Origin of the sequence: Rhizobium sp. BK275, assembly GCF_014193555.1 — a bacterium.
GTDB lineage: Bacteria > Pseudomonadota > Alphaproteobacteria > Rhizobiales > Rhizobiaceae > Rhizobium.
Genome location: NZ_JACHZL010000001.1, coordinates 316,040 through 335,738, shown reverse-complemented (window position 1 = coordinate 335,738; position 19,699 = coordinate 316,040). Strand labels below are relative to the sequence as shown.

Sequence of the window (19,699 nt, the reverse complement as noted above, 5' to 3'; positions counted from 1 at the left end):
CCTGCAGCGCTCCGGGGCTCTCAACCTTTACTGAGTCATAGAAGCATCAAGGCTCTGGTTCAACGCAAGAACATTGACGGTCGGCTCGCCGAGCAGGCCGAGTTCGCGGTCGGCCACGGCCGCATCGACCAGCGCCTTGACCTTGGCTTCTTCGACACCACGCACCTTGGCGACGCGCGGCACTTGGAAGTAGGCGGCATCCGGCGAGATATGCGGGTCGAGGCCGCTGCCCGACGCGGTGACGAGGTCGGCAGGAACTTCGGCATTCGGGTTGGCTGCCTTGGCCGCATCATAGTCGCCCTTCACACGGTCGATCAGCTTCTGGCTGGTCGGGCCGAGGTTGGAGCCGGAGGAAGAGGCGGCATTGTAGCCATCGCCGGCGGCGGACGGCCGGCCGTGGAAATATTTGTCGCTGGTGAAGGCCTGGCCAATCAGCCTGGAGCCGATGACCTGCCCGTCCTTTTCAATGAGGCTGCCGTTCGCCTGGGAAGGGAATAGCGCCTGGGCGACCCCCGTCATGGCGAGCGGATAGAGGAGGCCGGTGATGGCCGTGGTGGCAACGATCATGACGATTGCCGGACGCAGTTCTTTTAACATGGACTTTACTCCTTAGGCGAGGCCGGCGGCCGTGATGACGATGTCGATCGCCTTGATGCCGATGAAGGGGACGATGATGCCGCCGAGACCGTAGATCAGCAGATTGCGAGACAGCAGCGCGCCGGCCCCGATCGGGCGGTAACGGACACCCTTCAGCGACAAGGGGATCAGCGCGATGATGATCAGCGCGTTGAAGATGATCGCCGACAGGATGGCGCTCTGCGGTGTGGCGAGACCCATGATGTTGAGCACGCCGAGCTGCGGGTAGAAGGTCAGGAACATCGCCGGAATGATGGCGAAGTATTTGGCGATGTCGTTGGCGATCGAGAAGGTCGTCAGCGCGCCGCGGGTCATCAAGAGCTGCTTGCCGATTTCGACGATTTCGATGAGCTTCGTCGGGTCGGAGTCAAGGTCGACCATGTTGCCGGCTTCGCGGGCCGCAACGGTGCCGGTGTTCATGGCAACGCCGACGTCGGCCTGTGCAAGGGCCGGGGCATCGTTCGTGCCGTCGCCGCACATGGCGACCAGCTTGCCCTTCGCCTGCTCCTCGCGGATCAGCTGCAGCTTGTTTTCAGGCGTTGCCTGGGCGAGGAAGTCGTCCACGCCGGCTTCGGCTGCAATGGCGGCTGCCGTCATCGGGTTGTCGCCCGTGATCATGACTGTACGGATGCCCATACGGCGCAGCTCGTTGAAACGCTCGCGGATGCCGCCCTTGACGATATCCTTAAGCTGGATGATGCCGAGCAATCTGCCGCCGCGGGCAACGGCGAGCGGCGTGCCGCCGGCCTTGGCGATTTCGTCGGAGATCGACTGCAGTTCGCGAACGACTTCGGCGCCGTTCTTCGAGGAAGCGTCCCCATTGACGTAGGTGAGTACCGCATCGACGGCACCCTTGCGGATCGACGAGCCTTCGAGGTCGACGCCGCTCATGCGGGTCTGGGCAGTGAAGGGCACGAAGGTGGCCTTCAGGCTAGCCATGTCTCGGCCTCGGATCGCGTATCTTTCCTTGGCGAGCACGACGATGGAGCGCCCCTCAGGCGTTTCGTCGGCGAGCGAAGCAAGCTGGGCTGCGTCGGCGAGATCCTGTTCGGGGACGCCACGCACCGGGCGGAAGCTTGTCGCCTGGCGATTGCCCAGCGTGATCGTGCCGGTCTTGTCGAGCAGCAGCGTGTCGACGTCACCGGCGGCTTCCACGGCGCGGCCGGACATGGCGAGCACGTTGAAGCGGACGAGGCGGTCCATGCCGGCGATACCGATCGCCGAAAGCAGGGCGCCGATCGTCGTCGGGATCAGCGTGACGAAGAGGGCAACGAGCACGATGATCGGGATCGAGCCCCCGGCATAGGAGGCAAAGCTCGGGATCGTCGCCGTGGCGAGTACGAAGATCAGCGTCATGCCTGCAAGCAGGATGTTGAGCGCGATTTCGTTCGGCGTCTTCTGACGTTCGGCGCCTTCAACGAGCGAGATCATGCGATCGAGGAAGGTTGAGCCGGCAGCCGCCGTGATGCGCACGCGGATCCAGTCGGAAAGAACCTGTGTGCCGCCGGTTACGGCCGAGCGGTCGCCGCCGGATTCACGGATGACGGGAGCGGATTCACCGGTGATGGCCGCTTCGTTGACAGAGGCGACACCTTCGACGACTTCGCCGTCGGAAGGAATGATGTCGCCGGCTTCGACAAGAACGAGATCGCCGACCTTCAGGCTCGTGCCGGGCACCATGCGGTAGCCGCTGCCGTTATTGGCGGTCAGCAGCTTTGCCTGGGTTTCGGTACGCGCCTTGCGCAGCGAGTCGGCCTGCGCTTTGCCGCGGCCTTCGGCGACGGCTTCGGCGAAGTTGGCAAAGAGCACCGTGAACCAGAGCCAGAGATTGATCTGGAAGGAGAAGCCGAGATTGCCGTTGCCTGAGACGAGGTCGCGCAAGAACAGAACGGTGGTCAGTGCCGAAACCGTGGCCACGACGAACATGACCGGGTTCTTGGCAAGGGTGCGTGGGTTCAGCTTGGTGAAAGCGGCGCCGATCGCGGGAATGAGGATGCGAGAATCTAGGATGCTCGCGGATTTTGCCTGGCTCATAAGAGACTCCAGCTTTGAAACGAGGACGGCGAACCGGACATCCGGTCAGCCCTGTAAAATTCTGATGGCGCAGACGACGACGAGCAGGCCTGCCATCATCACCAGGATGATGTCGGAGGCGCGCGGCATCCGCTGGGCTCCACGCCCCGGCAGACCGGGACGTGGATGGAAGGCTTTTCGGAGCCTGTGGCGCACGAGCATGGCTGAGCCCTCAGAATGTTTGGCCCGCAAGGCCAACGAGATGCTCGACGACCGGACCAAGAGCCAGCGCCGGCATGAAGGTAAGGCCGCCAACGATTAGGATCGTGCCGACGAGCAGGCCGACGAAGAGCGGGCCGTCCGTCGGGAAAGTGCCTGCCGAGGCCGGAACCGTCTTCTTCGCAACCAGTGAGCCGGCAATGGCAAGTGCGGGAATGATCACAAGGAAACGACCCATCAGCATATCGATGCCGAGCGAGATGTTGTACCAGGGCGTGTTGCCCGTCAGGCCGCCGAAAGCCGAACCGTTATTCGCCGCGCCCGACGTGTAGGCATACAGGATTTCGGAGAAGCCGTGCGGGCCGGCCGTGCCGACGGAGGCGACAGCCGAAGGCATCACGGTGGCAATGGCAGTGAAGACCAGCATGGCAAGCGGCAGGCAGAGGATGGCGAGAACAGCCATCTTCATTTCCTTCGCCTCGATCTTTTTGCCGAGATATTCCGGCGTGCGGCCGACCATCAGACCCGCCACGAAGACGGCGACGATGATGAAGAGCAGAATGCCGTAGAAGCCGGCGCCGACACCGCCGACGATGATTTCGCCAAGCTGCATGTTGATGAGCGGGATCAGGCCGCCGAGCGCAGTGAACGAGCCGTGCATGGCATTGACCGCGCCGCAGGAAGCAGCCGTGGTGATGACCGCAAACAGCGAGGACATGGCGACGCCGAAGCGCACTTCCTTGCCTTCCATGTTGCCGCCCTCAAGGCCGAAGGCATGCATCAGCGGGTTGCCGGCAGCTTCTGCCCAATAGGTGATGCCGACGCCGACGATGAAGAGGACGCCCATCGCAGCCAGGATCGCCCAGCCCTGACGCTGATTGCCGACCATGCGGCCGAAGACATTGGTCAGTGCCGCGCCGATCGCAAAGATCGAGACCATCTGGATGAGGTTCGAGATCGCGTTCGGGTTTTCGAAGGGATGGGCGGAGTTGACATTGAAGAAGCCGCCGCCATTGGTGCCGAGCATCTTGATGGCAAGCTGCGAGGCGACAGGGCCGACGGCGATCGTCTGCTTGGCGCCTTCGAGCGTCGTCGCATCGACATAGGGGCCGAGCGTCTGGGGCACACCAAGCCAAACATAGGCAAGCGTCAGCACAATGCAGATCGGCAGCAGGATGTAGAGCGTTGCACGGATCATATCGACCCAGAAATTGCCGATCGCCTTGCCCGATGCGCGCGAGAAGGCGCGGATGAAGGCAACGGCAATCGCCATCCCGGTCGCAGCCGAGACGAAGTTCTGAACCGTCAGGCCCATCATCTGCACCAGGTAGGACATCGTGCTTTCGCCGCCGTAATTCTGCCAATTCGTATTGGTGACAAAGCTGACGGCGGTATTGAACGAAAGCTCTTCGGGCACTGCGGCCATGCCGGCCGGGTTATAGGGCAGCGCGCCTTGCAGACGCATCAGCGCGTAAAGCACGACGACGCCAAGCAGATTGAACATCAGCATGGCGAAGGCATAGGAGGTCCAGTGCTGATCTTCGCGCTCGCTGGTGCCGGCAACGGCGTAAAGTCCCCGTTCGATCGGAACGAGGACCGGTGAAAGGAATGTGCGCTCGCCGCTGAAGACACGCGTCATGTAACCGCCGAGCGGTTTGACGAGCACGAGGACGATCCCGCAGTAAAGCAGGATCTGAAGCCATCCGTTGAGGGTCATGGGAGGAAACTTTCAGTACCCGGCTGCTTCCGAATGAGAAGCGCCGGTTTTGTCAGAAACGTTCTGGGCGGATGAGAGCGTAGGTGAGGTAGACGGTGAGAAACACGGTCACGGCACCGCTCAAGACATAATCGAGGGTCATCGTTTTCTCCTGTCAAAGCCTGTCACAGGCGCGCGTATAGGCAAAGCAAAGCCCGAAGAATATGACTGCAGTGCCGAGTAGAATTATATCCATCATCGATCTTGACTCCGGTTTGTTATTCTTGGAGTCAGACAAGACAAAGGGTGCCGGCTCAGTGGAAGCGGCACCTTTTATGCTTTCTGGCGTGGAGATGATCTTTGCGATCTCTCGGACATTAATATGAGACCGAAGCGCATAAAGGTTCGAGATTGGGCAAGAGGCATCAATATAAAAATCTTATAAATGCCTTTATGCGCCCGAAGTCGGAATTGTGGCGCCATCGGCAGGTCGATACGAACAAAACGCCGTGCCTCGAGGCACGGCGCGATATCAGATGGTGCAATGTCGGAGAGCTTAAGGGTCGACCTTGAACTGGTACTGCCCTTCGGCGCTGCGGCCGTCCATCGAGAGGACACGCCAGTTGAGCGTGTAGAAGCCGGGCGCCATGGCGGGATCGAGCGGGATCTTGAAGACGGATCCTTCAGGGCCGGAGAGGAATGGTTTGCCCGTGGGCAGCGCCGTACCCTGCTCATCCAGCAGGATAGCCGTCGAGTGGGCGAGATCGACTGGTCCGGTAAAGGTGAGTTCGAGGTTGGCCGGCACCAGCTTTTCTTCCTGCTGTGCCGGCGGAAGCGATGCTTCCTCGATCGCCGCAAACGCCTCGTTTGCGGCCAGGAGAAGGGATGCGAACAGGCAGAATGACACAATCGATTTCATGACGGTCTTCCTTAAATTGCCGATCCGCATGGTGTCGGAGGCGTCATGCCTCCGCCACGCCATGCCGGTGCATGCCTAATAACGCTGCTGGGGGCGATTTCGATCCCGCGCCTGCGCAATAACCCGCACCGGCTGAAGCAGCGGTTGCGGTTGGCGGCCTTGCCGGAGTACGGCGATGGCCTCATCCACCAGGCTGTGCCAGAATTCGCGGAGCTGTTTTGTGATCCGCGAGTTGGAAGCTGGGTTCCTGCCGACGTTATCGTTGTCGTGCTTCATCGCTTTTCTCCTTCCCACGTTATCGTGGTGGTTAGGGACAAGTGTAGTCCTCGCCGGGTCTTTCCGGAATCATACGGACGTCTAGGGAGTACTTATCTTTCGGGTGATTGGTATGTGAGCATTTTGTCACGCATTGAGCAAAAGCCTGCCGGATATGATTGAATTGGTGCGCCTTACGGTCTTATAGTCGCCGCAACGGCGCCCCATGAATCGTGGGAGCCATAGGGAAGGAAACCGATCATGACCAAAGTCCGTGCTCTGGTACTGGAGCGCCAGCATGAGCTTGCGCTTCGCGATATTGATCTGCCTCTGGAGACGGGACCGGGGCAGGTGAAGATCAAGATCCATACCGTCGGCGTCTGCGGCTCCGACGTGCACTATTACACGCACGGCAAGATCGGCCCGTTCATCGTCAACGAGCCAATGGTGCTCGGCCACGAAGCGGCAGGCACGGTGGTCGAAGTCGGCGCGGGTGTAACGCATCTGAAGATCGGTGATCGCGTCTGCATGGAACCAGGCATTCCCGATCCCAATTCCAAGGCAAGCCGTCTCGGCATGTACAATATCGACCCGGCCGTCACCTTCTGGGCGACTCCGCCGATCCATGGCGTGCTGACGCCTGAAGTCGTGCATCCCGCCAACTACACGTTCAAGCTGCCCGACAATGTCAGTTTCGCCGAGGGCGCGATGGTCGAGCCTTTCGCGGTCGGCATGCAGGCGGCGACCAAGGCGAAGATCACGCCCGGCGATACGGCCGTCGTTCTCGGTGCCGGACCGATCGGCACCATGGTGGCGATTGCCGCCCTTGCCGGCGGCTGCGCGCGCGCGATCGTTGCCGATCTCGCCCAGCCGAAGCTCGATATTGCCGCACAGTATCAGGGCGTCATTCCGGTCAATATCCGCGAGAAGAACCTGGCCGAAGAAGTCAGCCGGCTGACCGATGGCTGGGGTGCCGATGTCGTGTTCGAATGCTCGGGTTCACCGAAGGCCTGGGAGACGATCATGGCCCTGCCACGTCCGGGCGGCGTCATTGTCGTCGTCGGCCTGCCGGTCAATCCTGTTGGCTTCGACGTCTCTACGGCTTCCACTAAGGAAATCCGCATTGAGACGGTGTTCCGCTATGCGCACCAGTACGAGCGCTCGATCGCCCTTCTCGGATCGGGCCGCGTCGACCTGAAGCCGCTGATATCAGAGACCTTTACCTTCGAGGATTCGATCAAGGCATTCGATCGTGCGGTCGAAGCACGTCCGACAGACGTCAAACTGCAGATCGTCATGGCATAAGGCGCCCTTACGGGTGCCTTATGCCGGGTTTCATCCTGTGAAGCAGCAGCGCCGCGCCCGCGATGATGGCCGCGGCGGTAAGCGCAATGAGCAGATGGTTGTGTAGCGGAAGGCGGCCGAGCATCTGTTCTACTCCATGTCCGAAGGCATAGCCGAGGGCGGTAAAAAGCTGGCCCCAGACCAGCGCCGCCAGCAGGTTGATGACGAGGAATTTCTGCGTCGATATGCGTGTCGTGCCGATGACGATGGGGCTGATCGTTCGCAATCCCACCAGGAAGCGGAACGCGAAGATGAAACCCGTCGGGTATTTTTCCAGAAGTTGCGTTACCCTCGCCAGCGCCGGCGTTTCCATCAGGCGGCGAACGAAGCTCCATTGGGCAGCGTAACGCCCGGCGAAGAACCACATCTGATCGCCAGCAAAGGATCCCGCCGAAGCCGCCATCGAGGCAGCCCAATATGTCAGAAGGCCTCTGTGCGCGATGACGCCGCCCAGAAAGGCTGCTGTCTCACCCTCGAAAGCGGTGCCGAGAAAGATCGCCGGGAGGCCGTAATTCTCGATCAGCAGTTCGATATTCAATGGCCGGCCTCCGGCTGATTGCGATGCATCTGTCGGCGGTGCAGATCAGACAGCCTTCAAATCTCCGAGCAACGTCGGAATCAATTCCGACACCGTCGGGTGGATCGGCACGGACCATCGCAATACGGGATAGGTCGTGCCGGCGTTCATGGCGTCGATGAAGCCGTGGATTGCCTCGTCGCCTTCGATACCAAGGATCGCCGCCCCCAGGATTTCTTTGGTTCCGGCATCGGCGATCACCTTCATGAAACCCTTGGTTTCGCCGCGTTCGCTGGCGCGGCCCACCCGGCTCATCGGCCGCGTGGAGACCGTGACCTTACGGCCCGAGGCGCGCGCTTGCTTCTCAGTCATGCCGACACGGCCGAGCGGTGGGTCGATATAAAGGGCGTAGGCAAGAATGCGGCTTGAAAGCTTGCGATCTTCGCCGTCGAGCAGGTTGGCGGCTGCGATCTCGAAGTCATTGTAGGACGTGTGGGTGAAAGCGCCGTGGCCGTTGCAGTCACCAAGCGCCCAGATGCCGTCCACATTGGTGGAAAGTCGGTCATCGACGGTGATGTAGCCGCGCTTGTCGGTGGCCACACCCGCGGCATCGAGGCCGAGATCGTCGGTATTCGGCGTGCGACCGGTGGCGATAAGCACATGGCTTGCCTCGATCGTCTCAGAGTCGATCGTGACGGCCGCGCCATCAGCACTCTTTGCGAAGCGGATGTTCTTGACGTCAGTATGGATCTTTATCCCCTCGGATCTGAGGATATCGGCGATCGCGTCGGAAATATCCTCATCCTCGCGCGACGCGAGCTTCGGGCCGCGCTCGATCACCGTTACTCCCGAGCCGAAGCGCCGATACATCTGCGCAAATTCCAGGCCGATATAGCTGCCGCCGATGATGGCGAGATGTTTGGGCAGGCTGTCGAGATGGATGATGCCGGTGCTGGTGAGATAATCGATATCGGCAAGGCCCGGCATGTCGGGAACCGTCGGCCGCGCGCCGACATTGAGGAAGATATTCGGCGCCGTCAGCGTCTCGCCGTTGACGGCGACTTCCTTGGGAGACGTGAAGCGGGCATGACCGTAGATGACCGTCATGGTTTTCATGCCGTCGAACCAGCCGGCTAGCCCATTGCGGGCATTCATGATGATCGTCTCTGCGCGACCGCGCACGATCTTCATGTCGATGCCGATCTCGCCCGGAATCTGCACGCCGTATTCGGCGGCGCGTCGCGCCACCTGGGCGGCGCGCGCACTTGCCACCAGCGTCTTCGTCGGCATGCAGCCGGCATTGACGCAGGTGCCGCCGAGGAACTTGCGTTCGATCAGCGCCACCTTCATGCCTTTTTCCGCCATGCGGGCGGCGAGAAACGGGCCAGCCTGGCCGGCGCCGATGAAGATTGCGTCGAAGGTCTTCATCAGACCGCTGCCACGATGATGATGGCGCCGATGATGGCGACGGCGTCTTCGATCAAGGCTGCCGGGCGATCCTGGCCGAACGAGGCTGCGAGCCTGCCGCGTACGGCAGCCCCGCCAAGCGTGCCGATGATGGCCCCGATGACGCCGGCAATCAGGCCTCCGAAGAGCAAGCTGCTGGCCGCGCCGATCACGGCGCCGCTAAGCGCACCCATGACGATGCGGGCGCCGAACTGGATCGGCACCTTGCGTGACGGCGTGGTGGGCAACTGGTCGGTGATGAGCTCAACGACAGCCAGTAACGTGAAGATCCATGGCGTCCACCGGTAGCCCATGAAAGCAAGCGGCGTCTGAGAAAGATCGTACCAGCCGAGTGCTGCGCCCCAGGCGACGGCGGCCGGTGCAGTCATGGCGCGAAGACCGGCAACGATGCCGATCAGGAGTGCGAGCAGCAGAAACATAGGCCAATCCCTCTTGAGCCGCCGGCTTGCCTGCCGCGGTAGAGGAAAAGTTGCACATTGTTAACTCCGTTGCAATTCGCCTTATCCGCGGCAGATTCAGTTGGAAAAGGCTGCAATGCCGGTGATGGCGCGGCCAAGGATCAGCGCATGGATGTCATGCGTTCCCTCATAGGTGTTGACCACTTCGAGATTGACGAGGTGACGGGCAACGCCGAACTCATCCGAAATACCGTTGCCGCCCAGCATGTCGCGGGCTGCGCGGGCGATATCCAGCGCCTTGCCGCAGGAATTGCGCTTCAGGATCGAGGTCAATTCGACCGGCGGATGACCCTCTTCCTTCATGCGGCCGAGCCGCAAACATCCTTGAAGCCCGAGCGAGATCTCAGTCGCCATGTCGGCAAGCTTTTTTTGGATCAACTGGTTGGCGGCAAGCGGACGGTCGAACTGCTTGCGGTCGAGCGTATATTGCCGGGCCATGGCATAGCAGGCCTCGGCTGCACCGAGCGCCCCCCAGGCAATGCCGAAACGGGCGGAGTTGAGGCAGGTGAAAGGACCCTTGAGGCCGGTGACTTTCGGTAGCAGGTTCTCTTCCGGCACGAAGACGTTGTCCATCACGACTTCGCCCGTGATGGAGGCGCGGAGCCCGACCTTGCCCTGGATCTTCGGGGCAGAGAGACCCTTCCAGCCCTTTTCCAGGATGAAGCCGCGGATGAGGCCGTCCTCGGTCTTGGCCCATACGACGAAGATATCGGCGATCGGCGCATTCGAAATCCAGGTCTTGGAGCCGGTCAGGCTATAGCCGCCGTCGACTTTCTTCGCCCGCGTCGCCATGGAACCGGGATCGGAGCCGTGATTGGGTTCGGTCAGTCCGAAACATCCGATCCATTCGCCGGTCGCAAGCTTCGGCAAGTATTTCTTCTTCTGTTCTTCGGAGCCGAAGGCGTCGATCGGCACCATGACGAGCGAGGATTGCACGCTCATCATCGAGCGGTAACCGCTGTCGACGCGCTCCACCTCGCGGGCGATCAGGCCATAGGCGACATAGCCGAGACCGGCGCCGCCATATTCCGGATCGATCGTTGGGCCGAGCAGCCCGAGTTCACCCATCTCGCGGAAAATTTCCGGATCGGTCTTCTCGTGGCGAAAGGCTTCGAGAACGCGGGGCGCGAGCTTCTCCTGCGCATAGGAATGGGCGGTATCCTGCACCATGCGCTCTTCATCGGTCAGTTGCTCCACGAGCCGGAAGGGATCGGCCCAGTCGAAAACCTCGCGCGTATGCTGCATGTCCAGTCTCCTCGCCAGTGTTCAGGCATGCCTGATTTAAGGTCGCCATAGACCTGCCGGCTGACGGCGTCAACAGAAGCGACTATTGCACCAAAGATGCGCAAGTCATCTTTTCAAATGACGGCCGGTGCGCCAGTTTGCGCGCGACGGATTCTCGCTAGATAGATTCTGGCCAGGTGAATTCTGGAGTGAGGAGGCAGACATGTCATCAAGCGATCTTTTCGTATCGGCCGAGAGCGCCGAGTGGGTGAACCCCGAGCCAGGTGTGACCCGTCGTATCATGACCTATCTGCCCGAGATGATGATGGTGGAAGTCGCCTTTGAGCCGGGCGCCGTGGGGGCTGCGCATTTTCACCCGCATATCCAGGCAAGCTATGTTGCCGAAGGCAGCTTCGAGGTAACGATCGACGGCCGCACCGAAGTGCTGAAGCAGGGCGGCAGTTTCATCGTTCCGCCCAATCTCGTCCACGGCGTCAAGGCGCTGGAAAAGGGCCGGCTGATCGACACCTTCACCCCGCACCGCGCCGAATTCCTGAAATAGTCAGGTTTCGGCCTTCGCCTTCCGTATCGCGCCTGACACGCTGATAAAAGGCGGGATGAAACCGGCATCCTCGCTGCGAACGGTTTCCCGCAGAAAGTCGATGACGGCGCGCACGCGCGGTGCCTGCTTGAGATCCCGATGGCAGGTGATCCAGTAGTGGCGCTTGAGGTCGATTTCGTCGGGCAGCACGCGCACAAGCTCAGGATAACGGCAGGCGAAGAAATAGGGCAGGATGCCGAGGCCGAGGCCGTTTCTGGTGGCCGTCAGCTGCGCGAAGATGCTTGAACTCTGGAATTGCGGCTTGATGCGCGGATGCACGTCGCCGAGATAATCCAGTCCCGGCGCGAAGATCATTTCCTCGATATAACTGATGAAAGGATGTTTCAGCAGGTCTTCGCGCGTGCTTATCGGCTCGGCGCGCGCCAGATAGTCGCGTGAAGCGTAGACCTGCAGATGGTAATCCGTGAGTTTCTCCGCAAAATAAGGCCCGCCCTTCGGCTCGTCGAGCACAACGGAAATATCCGCCTCCTTGCGCGACAGCGACATGATCTGCTGAATGGTGACGAGTTCCAGCGCGAGATGTGGATGGCGCGCGGCAAATTGTGGCAGCACCGTCGCAAAGAAGAAGTTGGCAAAGCCTTCCGGCGCGCTCAGCCGCACGAGTCCGCGCTGGCTTAGCGAGCCATCGGAAAGATCGGCTCGCAGGCGCTCCGTCTCCTGCTCCATCTTCTCGGCGGTTTCGACAAAGCGCGCGCCCATGGCGGTCAGCACGTAGCCGCGCGGATTTCGCTCGAAAAGCTTCACTTTCAGCGCAAATTCCAGCCTGTCGATGCGTCGCGAGACGGTCGCATGGCTGGAGCGCAACTGCCGCGCCGCCGTCGAAAGTTGACCGGTGCGCGCAACGGCTAGAAAAAACTGCAGATCGTCCCAGGTAAATTGCGAAGCGTGGCTCATCGGCGTCGCCTATCCGTCTACGTCTTTGGTCTAATGCCGCCCGTCAAGGAGCGCGCTGCGACTGTCGCCGGAGCGGCTTGTGACGGGTTCTGTTCAAAAACGAACAGATACTGTTTGGAATTAGATGTAAACCGCCAGTTGCCTCATGGAGGAAATTCCGTGATCGTAAGGGCGGAGTGGCCGCTTTGAGGAGGGCGGGTCGCCAAATTTGAACAGATTCGCAATCTGGCCAATCTCTGGGAGGAGAGACTATGCGAAAGAATTTCATTGCGTCCGTTGCATTTTTGCTTGCAAGCAGCACTGCCGTGTTTGCCCAGAGCGCAGCCATTTCCGATGGAAAGGTCAAGATCGGTATTCTGAACGACCAGTCGGGCGTCTATGCCGACTTCGGTGGCAAGTCCTCTGTCGAGGCTGCGAAGATGGCGGTCGAGGATTTCGGCGGCAAAGTACTCGACATGCCGGTCGAGATCGTCGATGCCGACCATCAGAACAAGCCTGATATCGCCTCCAACATCGCGCGCCAGTGGTATGACACCGAACAGGTCGATGCCATCATGGAGCTGACGACCTCTTCGGTGGCGCTTGCCGTGCAGGCTATCGGCAAGGAAAAGAAGAAGATCGATATCGTTACCGGTGCTGCGACAACCGATCTCACCGGCAAGGCCTGCTCGCCCTATGGCTTCCATTGGGCCTATGACACCCATGCTCTGGCCGTCGGCACCGGGGGTGCACTGGTCAAACAGGGCGGTGATAGTTGGTTCTTTCTGACGGCGGACTATGCCTTCGGCTATTCGCTGGAACAGCAGACTACCGATTATGTGAAGGCGAGCGGCGGCACGGTCGTCGGGTCGGTGCGCCATCCCCTGTCGACACAGGACTTCTCGTCCTTCCTGCTGCAGGCGCAATCATCAGGCGCCAAGGTCATCGGCCTTGCCAATGCCGGCCTTGATACGTCGAACGCCATCAAGCAGGCCGCAGAATTCGGCATCACTCAGGGCGGCCAGCATCTGGCGGCGCTGCTTTTCACGCTTGCCGAAGTCCATGGCCTCGGCATGGAGGCCGCGCAGGGACTGACACTGACGGAAGGCTATTACTGGAACCGCGATGACCAGAGCCGGGAATTCGCCAAGAAGTTCTTCGCCCGCACCGGTAAGATGCCGAACATGGTCCACACCGGCACCTATTCGGCCGTTCTGCAATATCTGAAGGCGATTCAGAAGGCTGGCATGGACGAGACGGACGCCGTTGCCAAGCAGCTTCACGAAATGCCTGTCGACGACGTCTTCGGCCGTGGCGGCACGGTTGGCCCGAACGGCCGCATGATCCATGACATGTACCTGCTGCAGGTCAAGAAGCCCTCGGAAAGCAAGGAGCCGTGGGACTATTTCAACGTTCTCGCCACCATCCCAGGCAAGGAAGCCTATATCGACCCCGCCAAGAGCGGCTGCGATCTGGTGAAGTGAACGATGGCGGTTTCCGCAAATGAAACTCAGGCCAAGCCGCGGGTGGTGCTTTCCGCCCGCGGCCTGCAGCGCGATTTCGGCGGCTTTACGGCCGTCAAGAATGTCGATCTCGATGTGCATGATGCGAGCGTCCATGCGCTGATCGGGCCGAATGGCGCCGGCAAGACGACGGTGTTCAATCTGCTTACCAAGTTCCTGCAGCCGACATCGGGCACGATTACCCTGATGGGCACTGACATCACCAGGACGCCGCCGGACAGGGTGGCGCGCATGGGCCTCGTCCGCTCCTTCCAGATCTCGGCGGTCTTTCCGCACCTTACGGTGCTCGACAATGTGCGGGTCGCCCTGCAGCGGCCGAACAATCTTTCCACGCAATTCTGGCGGCCGCTTTCGGCGCTCGACAGCCTGAATGAGCGGGCCGAGCAATTGCTTGCCAGCGTCGGACTTTCCAAGGAGCGCGATCATATCGCCGTCGATCTGTCCTATGGCCGCAAGCGTGTGCTTGAGATTGCCACCACGCTGGCGCTCGATCCGAAGGTGCTGCTGCTCGATGAGCCGATGGCCGGCATGGGGCAGGAGGATGTCAGCGTCGTCTCCGCCATCATCCGTGATGTTGCACGCGATCGTGCGGTTCTGATGGTCGAGCACAATCTCTCCGTCGTTGCCAATATCTGCCAGCATGTCACCGTGCTGCAGCGTGGCGAAATCCTCGCCGAGGGGGACTATGCGACCGTCAGCCGGGACGAGCGTGTGCGCCAGGCCTATATGGGTACGGAGGAGCACCACTGATGCCACCGCTTCTCGAAGTCCAGGGCCTCAATGCCTGGTATGGCGAAAGTCACATCCTTCACGGCATCGACATGACGGTCGGCGAGGGCGAGATGATCACCATTCTCGGCCGCAATGGCGTCGGCAAGACGACGACTTTGCGCACCATCACCGGCATTGTGCGTGCCCGAAAGGGAAAGATCAGCTTTGCCGGCACGGACATGATGCAGGTGCCACTGCACAAGACGGCGCACAAAGGCATCGGCTTCGTTCCCGAGGAGCGCGGCATTTTTTCGACGCTGACGGTTTCGGAAAACCTGCTGCTGCCGCCCGCCGTGGCGCCAGGCGGCATGAGCCTGGATGAAATCTACGAGCTTTTCCCGAACCTCTACGAGCGGCGCACGAGTTCCGGTACCAAGCTCTCCGGCGGCGAGCAGCAGATGCTGGCGATCGCCCGCATTCTGCGCACCGGCGTGCGCCTGTTGCTGCTCGATGAGCCGACGGAGGGGCTGGCACCCGTTATAGTGCAGCGCATCGGCGAAGTTCTGAAAACGCTGAAGGAGCGCGGCATGACAATCGTGCTGGTCGAGCAGAATTTTCGCTTCGCGAGCCGTATTGCCGATCGCTTCTATCTGATGGATCATGGGCAGATGGTCTCGGAATTCCCTGTCGGCGAACTGCCACAGCGCATGGATACGCTGCACAAGGTTCTGGGAGTGTGACGCGATGACGATGATCTTCGGCATCCCCCTACAGGCGCTGTTCGGCCAGCTGCTGATTGGCCTGATCAACGGGTCCTTCTATGCGCTGCTGAGCCTCGGTCTTGCGATCATTTTCGGTCTTCTGCGCGTCATCAACTTCGCGCACGGCGCCCAGTATATGCTCGGCGCTTTCGTCGCCTATCTGCTCTTGAATTATCTCGGTATAGGTTACTGGCCGTCGCTGATCCTGGCGCCGGTCATCGTCGGGCTTGCCGGCGCCGTTATCGAGCGGCTCTTCCTTCGTCGCCTCTATGATCTCGATCCGCTTTACGGCCTGCTCTTCACCTTCGGGCTGGCGCTCTCCGTCGAAGGGACGTTCCGTTATCTCTACGGCTCATCCGGCCAACCCTATGCGACGCCACCGGCGCTAGCCGGCGGCGTGAATCTCGGCTTCATGTTCCTGCCGATCTATCGCGGCTGGGTGGTGGTTGTTTCGCTCGTCGTCTGCATCGGCACATGGCTGCTGATCGAAAAGACCAAGCTTGGCGCCTATCTGCGTTCTGCAACGGAAAATGCCACTCTCGTCCAGGCCTTCGGTGTCAATGTGCCGGTTCTCTTGACCTTCACCTATGCGCTCGGTGCCGGCCTTGCCGCTTTTGCCGGTGTATTGGCAGCACCCATCTATCAGGTGTCGCCGCTGATGGGCTCGAACATGATCATCGTCGTCTTTGCGGTGGTCGTCGTCGGCGGCATGGGCTCGATCATGGGGGCAATCGTCACCGGCTATGTACTCGGTATCGCGGAAGGTCTGACCAAGGTCTTCTATCCGGAAGCCTCCAATATCGTCATCTTCGTCATCATGGCGATCGTGCTTCTCATCAGGCCCGCGGGCCTCTTCGGCCGGGATGCGTGACATGGCTGACATCACCGAAACGATCCGCACGGAAAAGAGCCGCACCGCGATGTCGGTGCAGACCGGGTTCCTGATCATCGGGCTGCTGCTTCTGCTGCTTGCCCCCTTCTTCTTCTACCCGATCTTCCTGATGAAGCTCTTATGCTTCGCGCTCTTTGCCTGTGCCTTCAACCTGCTGCTCGGCTATACCGGTCTGCTCTCCTTCGGCCATGCGACCTTCTTCGGGGGGGCCGCTTATTTCACTGCCTATACGGTGAAGTCTTGGGGCTTTCCGCCGGAGCTCGGAATTCTCGTTGGCGTTCTCGGGGCAGCACTTCTCGGCCTCGTCATGGGCTTCTTCGCGATCCGCCGGCAGGGCATCTATTTCGCGATGATCACGCTGTCGCTGTCGCAGATGTTCTTCTTCTTCTGTCTGCAGGCGGAATTCACCGAGGGCGAGGATGGCATTCAGTCCGTGCCGCGCGGCCATCTCCTCAGTTTCATCGATCTCAACAGTTCGACCAACATGTATTATTTCGTGCTGGCGGTATTTCTGATCGGCCTGCTGATCATCTGGCGCTTCATCAACTCACCCTTCGGCATGATCCTGAAATCGATCCGCGAGAACGAGCAAAGGGCGGTCTCGCTCGGCTATTCCGTGGCGCGCTACAAGCTCGGCGCCTTCGTCATGTCCGCGGCGCTTGCCGGGCTTGCCGGATCGGTCAAGGCGCTGGTTTTCCAGTTTGCGACGCTGACGGATGTCGCCTGGCAGATGTCTGGCGAGGTGATCCTGATGACGCTGCTTGGCGGCATCGGCACGCTGATCGGCCCGGTCTTCGGCGCCGGTCTGGTCGTGACACTGCAGAATTATCTCGCCACCTCGGAATTTCCGGTGACCATCATTACCGGTGTGGTCTTCATGATCTGCGTGCTGATCTTCCGTCGCGGCATTATCGGTGAATTCTACGCCTCTCGGCTCGGGCGTAAACTGGGCTTTGTCTATCGCCGCTGAATGGGCGGACCGCTTTTCCTGCAACGGGAGAAGATGTGCAGCGGCGGCGCGAAATCCCGCCTCCCCGGCCCCGGGGAGGCGGGACGCAGCCATTTCGGAGTGCACGATCCATGGATCGCTACGACTATATCATCATCGGGGCAGGCAGCGCCGGCTGCGTGCTCGCAAACCGGCTGTCGGCCGACCGCAACACCAGGGTTCTGCTGCTGGAGGCGGGCGGCAACGACAACTACCACTGGATCCATATTCCCGTCGGTTATCTCTACTGCATCAACAATCCGCGCACCGACTGGTGTTTTACGACAGCCCCCGAGGACGGGCTGAACGGACGGGCGCTGAATTACCCGCGCGGCAAGGTGCTTGGCGGCTGCTCCTCGATCAACGGCATGATCTACATGCGCGGCCAGGCGCGCGATTACGACCTCTGGCGGCAGATGGGCTGCACCGGCTGGGGCTGGGATGACGTGCTGCCCTTCTTCCGCAAGTCGGAAGATCACTATAAGGGCGAGGATGAGATGCACGGCGCCGGCGGCGAATGGCGCGTGGAGAAAGCACGAGTGCGCTGGGACGTGCTCGATGCCTTCCAGCAGGCCGCAAGAGAGGCCGGGATTCCCGAAACGGCTGACTTCAACCGCGGCAGCAATGAGGGTTCCGGCTATTTCGATGTGAACCAACGCTCCGGAATCCGTTGGAATGCGACGAAGGCCTTCCTGCGCCCGGCCATGAAGCGCGGCAATCTGACGGTCATGACCAAGGCGCAGGTGCGGCGGCTGTTGGTCGAGGAGGGCGCTGTCGTCGGTGTCGAGTTTCAACACGGTGGCACGGCAAAGCGGGCCTATGCCGCGAAGGAAACCGTGTTGTCGGCCGGCTCCATCGGTTCGCCGCATATTCTGGAACTGTCAGGCGTCGGTCGTGGCGAGGTACTGCAGCAGGCGGGCATCGATGTGGTGACTGACGTGAAGGGCGTCGGCGAAAACCTGCAGGACCACCTGCAGCTTCGGCTTGCCTACAAAGTCACCGGCGTGCCGACGCTCAACGAAAAGGCGTCCAAGCTGATCGGCAAGGCGGCGATCGGGCTTGAATATCTCCTGCACCGCACCGGCCCTATGGCTATGGCGCCGAGCCAGCTCGGCATCTTCACCCGTTCCGGTCCCGACAAGGAAACGCCTGATCTGCAGTATCACGTGCAGCCGGTATCGCTGGACAGGTTCGGAGATCCCGTCCACCCCTTTCCGGCGATCACGGCGAGTGTCTGCAATCTCCGGCCGGAAAGCCGCGGTTCAGTGCATGTTTCCAGCCCGGATTTTGCTGCCCAGCCCGTCATCGCGCCAAAATACCTCTCGACGCAGCGCGATCGCGACATAGCTGTTCGTTCAATAAAGCTGACGCGCCGGATCGTGGCGCAGCCTTCCTTTGCCCGCTTCCATCCGGAGGAATTCAAGCCGGGATCGAGCTATCAGAGCGAGGCGGAACTGGAGAAGGCGGCGGGCGATATCGGCACGACGATCTTCCATCCCGTCGGTACCTGCCGCATGGGTGTGGACAGGGACAGCGTGGTCGATCCGCGGCTCAGGCTGCGGGCGCTCGCCAAGCTCAGGATCGCGGATGCCTCGGTGATGCCCGCCATCACCTCGGGCAATACCAATTCGCCGACGATCATGATCGCCGAAAAGGCAGCGGCCATGATCCTCGAGGACAACAGATAGGAGATGACCATGGCAAGGATCGCATTCATCGGCCTCGGCAATATGGGCGGGCCGATGGCCGCCAATCTCGTCAAGGCCGGTCACGAGGTGCTGGGCTTCGACCTGGCCGCTCCCGTGCTGAAGGCGGCCGAGGAAAGCGGCGTGAAGCCGGCAAGCCATGCCAGCCAGGCGGTCAAGGACGCGGACATCGTCATCACCATGCTGCCGCAGGGCAAGCACGTGCTGACGGCCTGGACCGATATTCTGCAGTCGACTGCGCAGGGTACGCTTGTTGTTGACTGCTCGACGATTGATGTCGAAAGCAGCCGCAAGGCGCATGAGATGGCGAAGGCCGCAAGCTGCCTGTCGCTGGATGCACCGGTTTCCGGCGGCACGGGCGGGGCAAGCGCCGGCACGCTGACCTTCATGGCCGGTGGGTCCGACGAAGCCTTCGCCAAGGCGAAGCCGATCCTCGAGGCCATGGGCAAGAAGATCGTCCATTGCGGTGAGGCAGGCGCTGGTCAGGCTGCGAAGATCTGCAACAACATGATCCTCGGCATTTCGATGGTCGGCGTCTGCGAGGCCTTCGTGCTGGCCGAAAAGCTCGGCCTCTCGCATCAGGCGCTCTTCGATGTAGCCTCCACTTCATCCGGCCAGTGCTGGTCGATCAATACCTATTGCCCGGTGCCAGGACCGGTTCCGACTTCGCCGGCCAACAATGATTACAAGCCGGGTTTTGCGGCAGCCCTGATGCTGAAGGATCTCAGGCTGTCGCAGGAGGCAGCACTTGCGAGCGGCGCGTCTACACCACTTGGTGCAGAAGCCGCGCAGCTTTACGCGCTCTTCGAAAAGCTCGGCAACGGCGGCAAGGATTTCTCCGCCATTATCGAAATGTTCCGCGAAAAGATGTGAGC

General features: G+C 60.9%; 21 protein-coding genes. 9 read left to right on the top strand and 12 right to left on the bottom strand.

Annotated elements, in window-relative coordinates:
* Nucleotides 1-27: 27 nt before the first annotated feature.
* The 7 genes from kdpC to FHT82_RS01475 all read right to left on the bottom strand — a co-directional run bounded on the left by kdpC (nt 28) and on the right by FHT82_RS01475 (nt 5,759).
* Nucleotides 28-597 (bottom strand): potassium-transporting ATPase subunit KdpC, encoded by a 570-nt coding sequence (gene kdpC / locus FHT82_RS01505; RefSeq protein WP_183725646.1) that lies wholly within the window; start codon nt 595-597, stop codon nt 28-30.
* A gap of 12 nt (nt 598-609) precedes the next feature.
* On the bottom strand, nt 610-2,670 hold the full coding sequence (gene kdpB, locus FHT82_RS01500; RefSeq protein ID WP_183725644.1) for a potassium-transporting ATPase subunit KdpB: 2,061 nt from the start codon (nt 2,668-2,670) through the stop codon (nt 610-612).
* Between the two features lie 45 nt (nt 2,671-2,715).
* A complete protein-coding gene (locus FHT82_RS01495; protein ID WP_183725642.1) occupies nt 2,716-2,871 on the bottom strand; it encodes a hypothetical protein in 156 nt (51 codons plus the stop codon).
* Nucleotides 2,872-2,881: 10 nt separating this feature from the next.
* Complete coding sequence (gene kdpA, locus FHT82_RS01490) at nt 2,882-4,585, bottom strand: potassium-transporting ATPase subunit KdpA (protein WP_183725640.1); 1,704 nt, start codon at nt 4,583-4,585, stop codon at nt 2,882-2,884.
* A 52-nt stretch (nt 4,586-4,637) separates the two neighbouring features.
* Nucleotides 4,638-4,727: a K(+)-transporting ATPase subunit F gene (locus tag FHT82_RS01485; RefSeq protein WP_007825856.1), complete on the bottom strand. Its 90-nt coding sequence runs from the start codon at nt 4,725-4,727 to the stop codon at nt 4,638-4,640.
* Between the two features lie 393 nt (nt 4,728-5,120).
* On the bottom strand, nt 5,121-5,483 hold the full coding sequence (locus tag FHT82_RS01480) for a copper resistance protein CopC (protein WP_183725638.1): 363 nt from the start codon (nt 5,481-5,483) through the stop codon (nt 5,121-5,123).
* Between the two features lie 75 nt (nt 5,484-5,558).
* Nucleotides 5,559-5,759 (bottom strand): hypothetical protein, encoded by a 201-nt coding sequence (locus FHT82_RS01475; RefSeq protein ID WP_183725636.1) that lies wholly within the window; start codon nt 5,757-5,759, stop codon nt 5,559-5,561.
* A 240-nt stretch (nt 5,760-5,999) separates the two neighbouring features.
* Here FHT82_RS01475 and FHT82_RS01470 point away from each other — a divergent pair, with 240 nt between their 5' ends.
* Nucleotides 6,000-7,043, top strand: a complete 1,044-nt coding sequence (locus FHT82_RS01470; RefSeq protein WP_183725635.1) for an NAD(P)-dependent alcohol dehydrogenase — start codon at nt 6,000-6,002, stop codon at nt 7,041-7,043.
* A gap of 7 nt (nt 7,044-7,050) precedes the next feature.
* Here the strand turns inward: FHT82_RS01470 and FHT82_RS01465 are convergent, their stop codons facing one another.
* The 4 genes from FHT82_RS01465 to FHT82_RS01450 form a co-directional block, all read right to left on the bottom strand.
* A complete protein-coding gene (locus FHT82_RS01465; protein ID WP_183725633.1) occupies nt 7,051-7,620 on the bottom strand; it encodes a DedA family protein in 570 nt (189 codons plus the stop codon).
* A gap of 45 nt (nt 7,621-7,665) precedes the next feature.
* The gene (locus FHT82_RS01460) at nt 7,666-9,027 is read right to left on the bottom strand and encodes an FAD-containing oxidoreductase (RefSeq protein ID WP_183725631.1); all 1,362 of its coding nucleotides are present in this window, start codon (nt 9,025-9,027) and stop codon (nt 7,666-7,668) included.
* On the bottom strand, nt 9,027-9,485 hold the full coding sequence (locus FHT82_RS01455) for a DUF4126 family protein (protein WP_183725630.1): 459 nt from the start codon (nt 9,483-9,485) through the stop codon (nt 9,027-9,029). Before FHT82_RS01455 ends, FHT82_RS01460 begins: the two co-directional genes overlap by 1 nt.
* 96 nt (nt 9,486-9,581) lie before the next feature.
* Nucleotides 9,582-10,769, bottom strand: a complete 1,188-nt coding sequence (locus tag FHT82_RS01450) for an acyl-CoA dehydrogenase (protein ID WP_183725628.1) — start codon at nt 10,767-10,769, stop codon at nt 9,582-9,584.
* Nucleotides 10,770-10,971: 202 nt separating this feature from the next.
* On the opposite strand from FHT82_RS01450, the gene FHT82_RS01445 reads away from it, so the two are divergent.
* Nucleotides 10,972-11,310, top strand: coding sequence for a cupin domain-containing protein (locus tag FHT82_RS01445; protein WP_183725626.1), 339 nt, complete (start codon nt 10,972-10,974; stop codon nt 11,308-11,310).
* Here the strand turns inward: FHT82_RS01445 and FHT82_RS01440 are convergent, their stop codons facing one another.
* Nucleotides 11,311-12,264 (bottom strand): LysR family transcriptional regulator, encoded by a 954-nt coding sequence (locus FHT82_RS01440; protein WP_183725624.1) that lies wholly within the window; start codon nt 12,262-12,264, stop codon nt 11,311-11,313.
* Between the two features lie 251 nt (nt 12,265-12,515).
* Between FHT82_RS01440 and FHT82_RS01435 the strand changes: the two genes are divergently transcribed.
* From FHT82_RS01435 to mmsB, 7 genes are all read left to right on the top strand, one after another.
* Nucleotides 12,516-13,727, top strand: coding sequence for an ABC transporter substrate-binding protein (locus FHT82_RS01435; protein WP_183725622.1), 1,212 nt, complete (start codon nt 12,516-12,518; stop codon nt 13,725-13,727).
* A gap of 3 nt (nt 13,728-13,730) precedes the next feature.
* Nucleotides 13,731-14,516 (top strand): ABC transporter ATP-binding protein, encoded by a 786-nt coding sequence (locus tag FHT82_RS01430; RefSeq protein WP_183725620.1) that lies wholly within the window; start codon nt 13,731-13,733, stop codon nt 14,514-14,516.
* Nucleotides 14,516-15,217 carry an ABC transporter ATP-binding protein gene (locus tag FHT82_RS01425; RefSeq protein WP_183725618.1) on the top strand — a complete coding sequence of 234 codons (702 nt, stop codon included), beginning with the start codon at nt 14,516-14,518 and terminating at the stop codon, nt 15,215-15,217. The genes FHT82_RS01430 and FHT82_RS01425 overlap by 1 nt, the downstream gene beginning before the upstream one ends.
* Nucleotides 15,218-15,221: 4 nt before the next feature.
* Nucleotides 15,222-16,109, top strand: coding sequence for a branched-chain amino acid ABC transporter permease (locus FHT82_RS01420; RefSeq protein WP_183725616.1), 888 nt, complete (start codon nt 15,222-15,224; stop codon nt 16,107-16,109).
* A gap of 1 nt (nt 16,110) precedes the next feature.
* Nucleotides 16,111-17,100 carry a branched-chain amino acid ABC transporter permease gene (locus FHT82_RS01415; protein WP_183725614.1) on the top strand — a complete coding sequence of 330 codons (990 nt, stop codon included), beginning with the start codon at nt 16,111-16,113 and terminating at the stop codon, nt 17,098-17,100.
* A 110-nt stretch (nt 17,101-17,210) separates the two neighbouring features.
* Complete coding sequence (locus tag FHT82_RS01410) at nt 17,211-18,806, top strand: GMC family oxidoreductase N-terminal domain-containing protein (RefSeq protein WP_183725613.1); 1,596 nt, start codon at nt 17,211-17,213, stop codon at nt 18,804-18,806.
* A 9-nt stretch (nt 18,807-18,815) separates the two neighbouring features.
* Nucleotides 18,816-19,697, top strand: coding sequence for a 3-hydroxyisobutyrate dehydrogenase (mmsB, locus tag FHT82_RS01405; RefSeq protein ID WP_183725612.1), 882 nt, complete (start codon nt 18,816-18,818; stop codon nt 19,695-19,697).
* Nucleotides 19,698-19,699 lie beyond the last annotated feature (2 nt).